Source organism: Polaribacter ponticola (genome assembly GCF_026191475.2).
Taxonomy (GTDB): Bacteria; Bacteroidota; Bacteroidia; order Flavobacteriales; family Flavobacteriaceae; genus Polaribacter; species Polaribacter ponticola.
Genome location: NZ_JAOSLC020000002.1, coordinates 25622 through 39029 on the forward strand (window position 1 = coordinate 25622; position 13408 = coordinate 39029).

10 protein-coding genes and 1 pseudogene are annotated in these 13408 nt (G+C 27.8%); 8 read left to right on the plus strand and 3 right to left on the minus strand.

All coding sequences use genetic code 11. The features are described 5' to 3' along the window. Positions 1 to 40 precede the first annotated feature (40 nt). Positions 41 to 892, minus strand: coding sequence for an OmpA/MotB family protein (locus tag N5A56_RS00425; protein ID WP_265724285.1), 852 nt, complete (start codon positions 890 to 892; stop codon positions 41 to 43). A gap of 140 nt (positions 893 to 1032) precedes the next feature. On the opposite strand from N5A56_RS00425, the gene N5A56_RS00430 reads away from it, so the two are divergent. The 4 genes from N5A56_RS00430 to N5A56_RS00445 all read left to right on the plus strand — a co-directional run bounded on the left by N5A56_RS00430 (position 1033) and on the right by N5A56_RS00445 (position 5992). Next, entirely contained in the window at positions 1033 to 1692 is a 660-nt protein-coding gene (locus tag N5A56_RS00430; RefSeq protein ID WP_265724284.1) for an MFS transporter, read from the plus strand. Positions 1693 to 1988: 296 nt separating this feature from the next. After that, a complete protein-coding gene (locus N5A56_RS00435; RefSeq protein ID WP_265724283.1) occupies positions 1989 to 2258 on the plus strand; it encodes a hypothetical protein in 270 nt (89 codons plus the stop codon). Positions 2259 to 2513: 255 nt separating this feature from the next. Next, positions 2514 to 4421 (plus strand): collagen-binding domain-containing protein, encoded by a 1908-nt coding sequence (locus N5A56_RS00440; RefSeq protein WP_274270115.1) that lies wholly within the window; start codon positions 2514 to 2516, stop codon positions 4419 to 4421. A 35-nt stretch (positions 4422 to 4456) separates the two neighbouring features. Further along, a complete protein-coding gene (locus tag N5A56_RS00445) occupies positions 4457 to 5992 on the plus strand; it encodes a T9SS type A sorting domain-containing protein (RefSeq protein WP_274270116.1) in 1536 nt (511 codons plus the stop codon). A gap of 60 nt (positions 5993 to 6052) precedes the next feature. Here N5A56_RS00445 and N5A56_RS00450 read toward each other — a convergent pair whose 3' ends face one another. Further along, complete coding sequence (locus N5A56_RS00450; RefSeq protein ID WP_274270117.1) at positions 6053 to 8689, minus strand: valine--tRNA ligase; 2637 nt, start codon at positions 8687 to 8689, stop codon at positions 6053 to 6055. A gap of 107 nt (positions 8690 to 8796) precedes the next feature. Here N5A56_RS00450 and N5A56_RS00455 point away from each other — a divergent pair, with 107 nt between their 5' ends. Both N5A56_RS00455 and N5A56_RS00460 read left to right on the plus strand, forming a co-directional pair. Beyond that, positions 8797 to 9159: a DUF1573 domain-containing protein gene (locus N5A56_RS00455; RefSeq protein ID WP_265724281.1), complete on the plus strand. Its 363-nt coding sequence runs from the start codon at positions 8797 to 8799 to the stop codon at positions 9157 to 9159. Positions 9160 to 9163: 4 nt separating this feature from the next. Further along, positions 9164 to 9571, plus strand: coding sequence for a DUF1573 domain-containing protein (locus tag N5A56_RS00460; protein ID WP_265724280.1), 408 nt, complete (start codon positions 9164 to 9166; stop codon positions 9569 to 9571). A 33-nt stretch (positions 9572 to 9604) separates the two neighbouring features. On the opposite strand, the gene N5A56_RS00465 is transcribed toward N5A56_RS00460, so the two are convergent. Further along, on the minus strand, positions 9605 to 10906 hold the full coding sequence (locus N5A56_RS00465; protein ID WP_265724279.1) for an aspartyl protease family protein: 1302 nt from the start codon (positions 10904 to 10906) through the stop codon (positions 9605 to 9607). Positions 10907 to 11061: 155 nt separating this feature from the next. Between N5A56_RS00465 and N5A56_RS00470 the strand changes: the two genes are divergently transcribed. Both N5A56_RS00470 and murB read left to right on the plus strand, forming a co-directional pair. Next, positions 11062 to 12252, plus strand: coding sequence for a pyridoxal phosphate-dependent aminotransferase (locus tag N5A56_RS00470; RefSeq protein ID WP_265724278.1), 1191 nt, complete (start codon positions 11062 to 11064; stop codon positions 12250 to 12252). A gap of 70 nt (positions 12253 to 12322) precedes the next feature. Continuing rightward, positions 12323 to 13329, plus strand: a pseudogene (gene murB / locus N5A56_RS00475) (UDP-N-acetylmuramate dehydrogenase). Positions 13330 to 13408: the final 79 nt, after the last annotated feature.

Consider the following 13408-nt stretch of genomic DNA (forward strand, 5'->3'; position numbering starts at 1 on the left):
TTAAAACGATACTTTTTTATGAATGTATTTAAGAAAAAGTCTACTTTTCAATTACTCCTTCTTCTGCTAATAAAGCAAAAAACTTATTTAGATTAGGAAGAATTATTATTTTAGTTCTCCTATTTTTTGCTCTATTTTCTTTTGTTGTATTTGAATATAGAGGCATTGTATCTCCTCTACCAGAAGCAATTAACCTACTTCCATCTATATTAAATTTATTTTGAAGAAGTCTAACAATAGAAGTTGCTCTTTTTACACTTAAATCCCAATTATCATTTACACTTTCGTTTTTAATGGTTTGAGAATCTGTATGTCCTTCAATCATAACATCCATACTTGGTTCAGACTCAATAATGTCTGCCAATTTAGTAATTAATTCTAAAGCGCTACTTTTAACTTTATAACTACCAGAGTTAAATAGTAATTTTTCTGAAACCGAAATCATTACTACTGTTTGATCAATTTCTATATCAATTTCTTTAGAATTTTTAAATTCCGATTTCCCTAAAGCTTTTCTAACAACATTGTAAGAAACAGCTAAGTTTAATGAATCTTTTAAAGTTTTGGCAGTTGCTAATTTCTCAGGATCCATTTTTGCTAACGTTTTGTTCATTAGCACTCTTACTTCTTTAGATATTACAGTTTTACCATCTACCATATCTAACTTTAAAGAATTTTCTTTTTCTAAAGTAATATTATCTCCTTTTAAAGAGTTAATTTTATTATTATAAATTTCTACTCTTTTATCAATTTTATCAAATTTTACTTCTAATTTTTGCAAATTTCCTTTAGCATCTATATATTTAGATTCTAGATCTACATACTTTTTTTTAGAAACACAAGAAGTTGCTAATAAAACAATAATTGATAAAGGTAAGATTAGTTTTTTCATTTTTTATTTTTTTACTTACCTCAATAATACGCATTTAAAGTTTTTATTCCAATAAAAAACAAGGTCTTTTATAATATTCTCTTATATAATAAAAGAAACACTACTTTAGAGGAATGCAAAAAAAGAATAAAATAACCTCGATGTTTGCCCTAATTATTGCTGGTGAAGCAATTTTTTTATTACCCTTTATATTAATGAGAGTTTTTAAACCAATTATTAGAGAAGCATTTGTTATTTCTGACGCTCAAATTGGCGAAGCTCAAGCATTATATGGTATTACTGCTGTACTCTCCTATTTTTTTGGAGGTTTTATTGCTGATAAGTGGGAAGCACGTAAGTTACTATCTCTTTCTTTATTTTTAACAGCAATTGGTGGTTTTTGGATGACAATGATACCATCAATATTTACCTTAAAAATTTTATATTCTTTTTGGGGTGTATCTACTATATTATTCTTTTGGGCTTCATTAATAAAGGCTACTAGGCAATGGGGAAATGAAAATAATCAAGGTCTTTCTTTTGGTCTTTTAGACGGAGGAAGAGGTTTGTTTGCAGCCTCAATTGCTCTTTTTGGAGCAACAATACTCACCTATTTTTTTCCAGATAAAGGCATTGAAATTACTTTTACGAATAAAGTAGAAACGTTACAATACATTATAGGAACTATAACCGTAATAGTATTTTTAGTAGCAATGTTAGTATGGACAGTTTTACCTAAACAAAAAGTCGATATAAAAACAAACAAAGAGTTCCAATTCAATTTTAAACAAGCTTTTTCTTTAATGAAGCAAAAAAAGTAATATTTCATTCTATAATTATTTTTTGTGCATACTGTTCTTATAAACTTACAGGAGTTTACGGTACTTATGCTAGAGATGTTTGGGAGTACTCTTTAGAAGATGCTACTTATTTTGCCGTATTAATTCAATATATTAGACCTTTAGCTGCAATTGCAATAGGATGGGTTGCTGATAAATTTATTCCTTCAAAAATAATTATTCCTTGTTTTGCAATTTTAATTTTTGCATCAATTACTTTAGGATTAGGAGTATTAAATGAACAACCAATATTTTTATCTTTTACTTTTTTTGTTCTTATGGCATTAGGAACATATGCATTAAGAGGGTTATATTTTGCCATTATAGAAGAAACTAAAACTCCAATTCAATTAACAGGTACTTTAGTTGGTATTATATCTGTTGTTGGTTTTACACCAGATATTTTTATGTCTTTATTTGTAGGTTACATGCTAGGAGAAAACCCAACTATCATAGAATATCAACACTTATTTAGTTATTTCTCAATTATACCAATTATAGGCCTATTGGCTACTATAGGATTTAGAGCTAATTTAAAAAAAACTTAATTAAAACAAGATTTACAAGCTAATATTTATTCACCTTTACAAATAAAATATTTTCGTTTTGGTAAAAATTAAAATATTTATTGTACATTTAAATAGACATTCTAATTTAAATGTATCTATTTTTTTATTTAAAAACAAAAAATATTTCAATTAAATACTTAAGTTCACATTATAACATATTATCGTAATTATCCCCCGAGCCTAACATTTAAGTTCTAAGTATTAAGACCTTAAATTAATTAATAAACTAAAGCTATGAATTACACAAAAAAACAATCTCCAATAGTAATATTATGTATATTACTATCTTTTCAATTTCTTTTTGGAAACAACTATTCTTCAGAAAATGCAGTAAATTTTAAATTACCTAAAACAGAATTAAATTCTGTAAAAATAGTTCTTAAGAATTCTTTTTATGAAAGGCATATTTCTAACTGGAAAAACCTTGAAGTCTTTAACCATAGTAAACAAGAACAAAATATAGAAATAACTAACAATCTAATTCAAGTTGATAAAAAGGAATGGAATTGTATACAAACTAGCCCAACCGCTCCTGCATTAGGTTTTAATGTATTTACATTAGAAAGTTTAAAACTATCTACAAATGAAACCGAAGGAAGTGTAGCAACTGGAGGAGACTTAACAATTGCTGGAAATTACCAAATAGCTACTAATGATAACGGAACATTTGAAATAGACAATACACCTATAGGTTTACTTGTTGGAGGTAAAGTAATTTATCAATCAGGAAATTCATTACAAATAAATCAAAATAGTTATATTAAAATAGGTGACAATCAAGGTTCTACTGTTTGGTATAAAGATCAAAATAATGCATCTTCAAATATTAGGATTACACCAAATTCTAATTATAATTCATCTCCAAGAATACTTCTACAAACAAATGCCAACCAGTTAAATGTTTCATCAACAAATAACCCTGTTTTTGAAAATAATTTAATCGATTTTTCAAGTGCATTTCAAACATTAGAAACTAATGCTTTAAGTTTATCTCAAAATACTAATAATGCACAGTTAACAAACCCAAATGGACAACCAATATCTAACACCTCTTTACCTAATCAAATAAAAATAAACTTACAAAATGGAGTAAACTACTTAAATGTTACTGGAAACGATATAAACAATGTAAGTGTATTTACTTACAACAATAAGCCTAGTGCAAACAAAATATTAGTAATTAACGTAAATACATCTGATACCTTTGATTGGAATGTTTGGAATCAATCTGGAATTGGTCAACAAGAAGCACATTATATTATATATAATTTTTACAACACAAAAACTTTAAACATTAAAGGAAATTCTACAATAGAGGGAAGCGTTTTTGCTCCTTTTGCAGATATAAATAAGTCTGTAAATCAATCTAATATTGAAGGGCAAGTAATTGGTAAATCCTTTTTCCATTCAGGTGGAGAAGTTCATTCAGCAAACTTTACTCCAGCTATAACTAGTTGTAGTAACTCAAATGGAGTAGCTCCAACTTCTGAATTCACAGCAAATAATGAAGAACAATGTATAGAAACTAATGAATTTATTTTTAATAACACATCAAATACAGGAGCTACTGCACAACCAGAAGATCCTATTACTTATGCTTGGAATTTTGGAGATGGTACTACAAGTACTTTAATGAATCCTACAAAAACTTATACTAGTTCAGGTGTTTTTACTGTTAGCTTAGTTGCAACCAATACTTTTGGGTCAGACACAGAAACAAAACAAATTACAGTAAAAAATGCAATTAATACTCCTATTATTAATGAAATAACCGTACCCTCACCTTCTGGGGCGGTAAGTAGAGAATTCACTTTAAATAACGATACTTACTATGATAGTTTTTCTTGGGGGTTAGTTAATGTGGGCAGCAATTTATATCCAAATCAAAAAGTAGTTACCTTTGATTTTACTGCTGAAGGCTCTTACGAACTTATAGTAACCGGTATTAAAAATGGATGTTCGCAATCTTTAACACATTCTGTAATTATTACTTCTGGAGAGGTTACAACGGGAAACAACGGTGGTACTGAAAGTGAATCTTTGGGTGATGCAATTTCTAAAATGTATGTGAAACGCAAAAAAAATAGTGAACCTACTATTTTTGTAAAATCTAAAAAAACATCTACAATAAAAGTAAACTAATTAAAAATCAAATTTATCAAGGAAAAGGACAGACTATGTTAGAAATGTTCCCTACAGAATTAGTCGCTGGAAATGAATCTAATGTAACTTCTCCAACAGATATTTTAGATTACACTGTTGCTGATGAAGTTTTATCTGTAGACTTTTCTATTAATGGAAAAACAAAAGGAGTGGTTCTAGGTATTAAAACTAGTGATAAAATTTATAATCATACCAAAGCTTCTTGTGATAGGTTACGTGGTGCAGAAATATTAAATATACAAACTGTAGAACTTGATGGTTATAACTTTTTAATGCAAGGTATTAAACAAAGAAATGGGGCTATTGAGTATGCGATTTCATTTGTAGCTGCAAAAAATACGAGTGACAACAATTATACAATTCAAACTAATTGGTATGTAAACGAATATATTAAATTTAACGATGTATATAATTTCCAAGTTTGGTCTACAAACCCTTCTGATACTAAAAAATTAGTAAAAGATATTTTAGATAATTTAAATGGATACCTTCCTGTTAACCAAACAGAAATCTTAAAAATACCTAAAACTTTTGCTACTAAGATTTCGAGAATAAACTCAAATTTAATAATTGACTTTAAAAGTGTAAAAGAAGGACTGAATACTGAAATTTCAATGATTGAAATTTATTCTGAAACTACAGACAAATTAGAACATAGATACAATCCAATAAACACAAAACTAAAACAAACTTTAACGATTGATATTAAAGATGGCTATGAATATGAAGGATTAATAAAGGTTGGAGATGAAATACAGGATGCTTTTTATCATGCAGATGGAAATTGGGGATTAGATTATGATACTAAATATACAGAAGTTCAAGAATACATAGTTTCTAATAACTTCGATAGAGAATATAATAACGATGAATATGCAATTAATAGAAATGTTAAAATTAAAGCGGTAAGTGAATATGATTATTTAGGCATTTATAAATCTTTATTACCAGGTAATTTATCTGCAGATTATTCAGCTTATAAATACTTATCATTTACTGCTAAAGGTGGAGGAGGTTTAATTGAATTAGGCCTAATAAAATCTTCTATTGAAGAATGGAAAGAACAATATAGAGTAATGATTGACTTGTCTGAAGAAGAGCAAACTTACTATATCCCTTTTGAAAAATTTACATCAGTAGGGACATCTAATAAAATTACTGCAGATGATTTAACAACAGTATTATTTACATTTTTAGCTGTTGAAGCAAAAACTAATGATTTAGATTTATCTATATCTAATGTGAAATTCACTAAAACTGCAGCTTTAGATATAACAACAGAAACTATAAATGAATTTGATAATAAATTAATTACATATCCTAACCCTACATTGGGTAATGTTAATATTATTTTATTTAGTAATACGAATACTAAAGCTATTATTTCATTATTCGATATTACAGGTAAAGAAATTTATTCTTCGCCTACAACCTTAACCACAGGTAAAAATGAGATTGAGATTAACGCAAAAGTAAATCCAGGAATTCTGTTTTTAAAAGTTAGAAGTAATGAAACAAACTATGGAACAACTAAAATAATTTTTAGATAAGTTTAAGCAAAAAAAGAGGAACTTTATAAGTTCCTCTTTTTTGTACTTAAAAATAAATAACTATTGTAAACTAGCTAAACTACTTTTTATTGTTTCAATTTTAGCAATTGTATCTGCTTCTTTCTTGCGTTCTAAAGCCAATACTTTTTCTGGCGCGTTATTAACAAAACGTTCATTAGACAATTTCTTATTAATTCCGAATAAGAAACCTTCAGCTCTTTTTAATTCGCCCTCTAATTTTTTAACTTCTGCTTCAACATCTATATTTTCTATAGAAATAGGGGTAAAGTATTCATTAGATTTTACTCTAAAAGAAGCTCCATCTACCTTTTCTGAAACGTAATTTATTACTGATGTATTTGTTAATTTCTGAATAACAGCATCAAATTCTTTCGTGCTTTTATCATTATCAATAACAAACAATTCTACAGCATCTTTAAAAGAAATATTTTTATCTTTTCTTATAGTTCTTATACCAGATACAACTCCAGTTGCAAATTCGAAATCTGAAATAATTTGAGCATCAAAATCTTTAATTACAGGATATTTTGCAATAATTAAAGCTTCTTCTGGTGTTCTATCTGTAATATATTGCCAAATATCTTCCGATAAAAATGGCATAAACGGATGTAATACTTTTAAGTTGTTTTCTAAAACTGTAATAATAGCTTCAAACGTTGTTTTATCAATTGGTTGTTGATATGCAGGCTTAACAATTTCTAATAACCATGAAGAGAAATCATCATTGATTAATTTATAAATTGCCATTAAAGCATCAGATAAACGATATTTAGAAAAATGATCTTCTATTTCTGCTAACGTTTTTTGAAACTTAGCTTCATACCATTCTAAACCAATTTTAGAAGTTTCTGGTTGTGTTAAACTTGCGTCAACTTCCCAACCAGTTATCAAACGAAAAGCATTCCAAATTTTATTTGAAAATCCTTTTCCTTGCTGACATAAATCTTCATCGAACATTAAATCGTTACCAGCTGCAGAACTTAATAAAAGTCCTACTCTTACTCCATCTGCTCCATAATCAGAAATTAACTTTAAAGCATCTGGTGAGTTCCCTAAAGATTTAGACATTTTACGTCTTTGTTTATCTCTAACTAAACCTGTTAAATAAACATTGTTAAAAGGTTTTTGGTCTTTAAATTCGTAACCAGCAACAATCATTCTAGCAACCCAGAAAAATAAAATATCTGGTCCGGTTACTAAATCGTTTGTTGGATAATAATATTTAATTTCTTCGTTTTCTGGATTTCTAATTCCGTCAAAAACAGACATTGGCCATAACCAAGACGAAAACCAAGTATCTAATGCATCTTCATCTTGCCTTAAGTCGGACGCCGACAGCGAAGTATTTCCTGTTTTTTCTTTTGCAAGAATTAATGCATCTGCGGTGCTTTCTGCAACTACAAAATCTTCTTTTCCGTCTCCGTAGAAATACGCAGGAATTTGTTGTCCCCACCAAAGCTGACGAGAAATGTTCCAATCACGCACATTTTCCATCCAATGACGGTATGTGTTTTCGAATTTCTTTGGATATAAATTAACCTCAGCATCTTCACCTAAAACAGCATCAATAGCTGGTTTTGCTAAATCAGTCATCTTTAAAAACCATTGATCAGACAATCTTGGTTCTATAACTGCTTTTGTTCTTTCTGATGTTCCTACTTTATTTGTATGAACTTCAGTTTTTACTAAAATTCCTTTTTCTTTTAATTCTTTGGCGATTTCTTTACGAACTACAAAGCGATCTTTACCTTGATAATGTAATCCGAAAGAATTTAAAGAAGCATCATCATTAAAAATATCAATTACTTCTAATTTATGCTTGTCTCCTAAATTCTTATCATTTTCATCGTGTGCAGGCGTAACTTTTAAACAACCTGTACCAAATTCTAAATCTACATATTCATCTTCAATAATAGGAATTACTCTTCCACATAAAGGCACAATTGCATTTTTCCCTTTTAAATGTGTAAAACGTTCATCATTAGGGTTGATACAAATTGCTGTGTCACCGAAAATAGTTTCTGGTCTTGTAGTTGCAATGGTTAAAGTATCAGAAGAACCTTCAATTTTATATTCTAAATAGTATAAATTACCTTGTCTTTCTTCATGAATTACTTCTTCATCAGAAAGTGTTGTTTTAGCTTCAGGATCCCAGTTTACCATTCTGTAACCTCTATAAATTAAACCTTTGTTGTATAAATCAACAAAAACTTTAATTACAGATTCAGACATTTCCGGATCCATTGTAAATGCAGTTCTTTCCCAATCGCAAGAAGCACCAAGTTTCTTTAATTGTTCAAGAATTTTTCCTCCATATTCATCTTTCCAATCAAAAGCGTGTTGTAAAAACTCTTCTCTCGTTAAATCGCTTTTACTAATTCCTTGTTCTTTTAACTTAGCTACAACTTTTGCTTCTGTAGCAATAGATGCATGATCTGTACCAGGAACCCAACAAGCATTTTTACCCAACAAACGTGCACGTCTAATTAATACATCTTGTATTGTATTATTTAACATATGCCCCATATGTAAAACACCGGTAACGTTTGGTGGCGGAATTACAATGGTATAAGGCTCTCTTTCATCTGGTGTTGAATGAAAATAGTTGTTTTTCATCCAGTAATCGTACCATTTATCTTCTACTTGTTTTGCATCGTATTTAGATGGAATTGTCATACTTTGGTATCCTTTTTGATATATAGTTTGCAAAAATACAATTATCTAATTTCTAGAGAAAATGTGAGGTTGATTTTTTTATCATTTTAAAATTGTAAATTTGTATTATGAATAAGGGTTTTCTTTTTGCTTTAGGTTTGTTGTTTTCTATTGGTATTTCTGCGCAAGAATTTCAATTTGAAAAAGAAATTATTAATTATGGTAAAATTAAAAAAGGAGATGATGGTAAACGAGTTTTTGAGTTTACAAACATTGGTAAAGCACCTTTAATTATTAAAGAAATTAAGACCTCTTGTGATTGTGCGGTTCCTAAAAAACCAGAAAAACCAATAATGCCAAACGAAAAAGCAACAATAACTGTTTCTTATGACACATCAAAAACTGGTGGTTTCTCTAAAGAAATTGTTATTTTTTCAAATGCTAAAAAATCTATAAAAAAGATAAAAATAAAAGGATTTATAAGTAAATAACACTATGAAATCTATATATACGATACTGTTTATTGGAATATTACATTTATCAACTTCTGCTCAAGAATTTAAGTTTGAAAAAGAGACAATTAACTATGGTAAAATATTGAAAAACTCTAATGGTGAAAGGATATTTATTTTTACAAATATTGGTAACAAACCATTAATTATTAAGAACATAAAATCTTCTTGTGGTTGTACAATTCCTAAAAAACCAAAAGGACCAATTTTGCCAGGAGAAAAAGGCGAAATCAAAGTTTCTTATGATACAAAAAGGATTGGTGGATTTTCTAAATCAATTACTATTTTTTCTAATGCTAAAAACCCTAGAAAAACGATTAGAATTAAAGGATTAGTTAATAATGGTATTTCTCTTGAAAGAGAAAAAAGTATTCTTTCTAATTTTAAATAAATTTAAATTCTTTTTTTAGTCGAAACTCAAACTTCATTTTTTTCCATTTCTACTTACTTCGATTTTTATTTTTTTATTGTCTCTTTGCTGAAACTTAAACATAATATCATTTAATGTAAATTCATATGAACGTTTTCCATTTATTTTTAAAATAATATCATCTTTTAGAAGCCCTGCTTTTTCAGCGGGTGAATTTTCAACTACACTATTTACTATAAATGAAGGTTTAAACTTATAAGAAAAGCTGGTAATAAAATTAATAGAGTTTTCACCTCCAGCAGAGGCATTATTAGAATAAGACTTTACATTTTCTTCTTTTACAAGCTGTTTACCATAATATATTACATCTAATCCACTCATATTATAATTAAACCCACCAGAAAATGATCCACTCTTTTTTAACGTTATTTTTTTATTTGGATAATCAATCCAAACTTTAAATCTCTTTAAAATACCAGCGCCAATACTTCCGTTTCTATCTTTAAAAGTTCTTGCGTTTTTAGTAGATAATGAATCTAAAAAAGAAACTGTAGGGTTTTCAATTTCAAAAGAACCCATTTTTATTTTTGGCATTCTACTTCTATTTCCATAGATAGCGCCACTTAATCCTTCTCCTAAAATATCATTAAAAAATTGTTTTGGAGTTTTAATATCTTCTTTAGAATCTTCAAATAACCAAACTGCATCACTACCTCCAGAATCAATTAACATTTTTACATCTATTAATTTATTACCAATAGTATCTAACTGAACTTTTAAGTTCATATATGGTTTGTTTCTAAAGAGTTTTAAAGGAAAAACTTCACATTTTTTACATTTTCTATATTTAAATTTATTAGGATTATAAAAGTCTATCGTTTGTGATTTATAATTTATTTTAAGAATAAATTCTTTTAATAAATCATAACCTATTATGCCATGAATTGTAGTTCCCATTTTACTTGATAAATCAAAATTATCTTTTAGAATTACATAAATAGTTTCTGTTTTACTAGCTATTTTTTTTATTGAAACATTGTTATTTAAAGACATTAAAGCATCTATAGACTCCCCTTTACCTAACCCTTGAAGTTTAACTTTTTTTACATTATTTAAACCTATACTATCATTCTGAGAAATATTAAAAAGGATGGTTTTATTAACTCCAGTATCTAAAATAAAATGAAGCTTCTTATCGTTTAAATGCAATGGGATTACAATTAAATTATTAATTAACTTAAAGCTAATTTGCTGATGTACTTTATTCTTATTTATAAAGTGGAAACCATCTTGAGCTTTTACTTTTACTGAAAAAGCAAAAAATAATATTAAAAAAAGTTTAAATGTTTTTTTCAAAAAAAAATAAATTATCAATAAAAATGAAGATACAAATTATGATTAGTATTCTAGTATTTTTACCAAAAAATTAACTTTTTAAAGAATCAAGAAATTAAAGGTAGATATAAAATATATTTCGCAAATTTGCATCTTAAATCACCTAAGAAATTATTATGCCTTCAATATCTAAAAAAGGAAATCAAATGCCAGAATCACCAATTAGAAAATTGGTGCCATTTGCAGAAGATGCTAAAAAAAGAGGAACTAAAGTTTATCATTTAAATATCGGTCAACCAGACATTAAAACACCTCAAATTGCTTTAGATGCAGTAAAAAATAATGATATACAAACATTAGCTTATGCACGCTCTGAAGGTTCTGAAGAATACAGAATAAAACTTGCTAATTATTATAAAAATCATAATATTAATGTTTCTGCTAATAATATAGTAATTACAACAGGAGGTTCTGAAGCTTTACTTTTTACTATTGGTAGTATTACAGATCCAGGAGATGAAATTATAATTCCAGAACCATTTTATGCTAATTACAATGGTTTTTCTACTGCTTCTGGAGTTACAGTTGTACCCGTAATTTCTAAACTTGAAGACAATTTTTCTTTACCTAAAATTGAAGATTTCGAAAAATTAATTACTAAAAACACAAAAGCAATATTAATTTGTAATCCAGGTAATCCTACAGGATATTTATATTCTGAAGAAGAAATGAAAAAACTAAAACAAATTGTTTTAAAACATGATTTATTTTTAATTGCAGATGAAGTGTATCGTGAATTTGCTTATGACGGATTAAAACATACCTCTGTAATGGCTTTAGATGGCTTAGAAGAAAATTCAATAATAATAGATTCTGTTTCTAAACGCTATAGTATGTGTGGGGCTAGAATTGGTTGCATTGTTTCTAAAAATAAGCAGTTTATGAATACAGCTATAAAATTTGCACAAGCAAGATTAAGTCCGCCAACATATGCATTAATTGCAAGTGAAGCAGCTTTAGACACACCACAGAGTTATTTTGATGATGTAAAAACAGAATATGTTGAAAGAAGAAATACTTTAATAACTGAGCTTAAAAAAATTGAAGATGTAAAAGTTGCCAACCCTAAAGGAGCTTTTTATTGTGTTGCAGAATTACCTGTTGAGGATTCAGATCATTTTGCTCAATGGCTATTAGAAAAATTTAATCTTAACAATGAAACGATAATGGTTGCACCAGCAAGCGGATTTTATTCTACTCCAGGTGAAGGAAAAAACCAAGTTAGAATAGCTTATGTTTTAAATAAAAAAGATTTAATTAAATCTGTTGAAATTTTAGGGGAAGCTTTAAAACAATATAACTCATAAATGTCAGTTCGAACGCAGTAGAGAACTTAATAAACCTTTAGACTGCGCTCAAGGAGACAAAAAAGAAAATTTGAATATTCAACAAAACATATCGCTTAAAAAATATAATACATTTGGTATTTCTGTAAATGCAAAACGTTTTATATCTGTAAATTCAGTTTATCAATTACAACAACTTTTAAAAATTGAAAAAGACATTTTTTTAATTTCTGGAGGCTCTAATATGTTACTTACTAAAGACATTGAAAAACTAGTTATTCATATTGATATTAAAGGGATATCTATTGACAGAGAAAACGAGAATGATGTTTATTTAACGGTTAATGCTGGCGAAAACTGGCATGAATTTGTATTATGGTGTGTTTCTAATAATTATGGCGGAATAGAGAATTTATCTTTAATACCAGGTAATGTTGGAACTTGCCCAATCCAGAATATTGGGGCTTATGGTGTAGAAGTTAAAGACACCATTACAAAAGTTGAAGCTATAGATATTGAAAATCAAAAATTAGTTTCATTTTCTAATATTGAATGTAATTTTGGTTATAGAAATTCAATTTTTAAAAACGAGGTTAAGGGAAAATACATTATAACTTCTGTTAGTTTTAGACTTACTAAAAAAAACATAAATTAAACACTTCGTACGGTGCAATAAACACTGAACTAGAAAACAAAAAAATAAAAAAACCAACTTTAAAAAATATTTCTAACGCAGTAATTTCTATCAGAAAATCTAAGTTGCCAGATCCAAAAATGATAGGAAATAGTGGTAGTTTTTTTAAAAATCCTGTAGTTAAAACTTCTCAATTTTTAGAATTACAAAAAAAATATCCTACAATTCCTAGTTATAAAATATCTGAATCTGAAATTAAAATACCTGCAGGTTGGTTAATTGAACAATCTGGATTTAAAGGTAAACGATTTGGAGAATATGGTGTTCATAATAAACAAGCTCTTGTTTTAGTTAATTATGGAGAAGCAACGGGAAAAGAAATTCATTTACTAGCTAAAAAAATCCAAGAAACAATTTTAAATAAATTTGAGATTTCCTTAGAGATAGAAGTAAATATCATATAAAAAGTAAATTCTTTTAAAAAATTAAGCGTAAAAAGGGTGGTATTTTAAAATACCACCCTTTTTACGCTTAATCAAATTT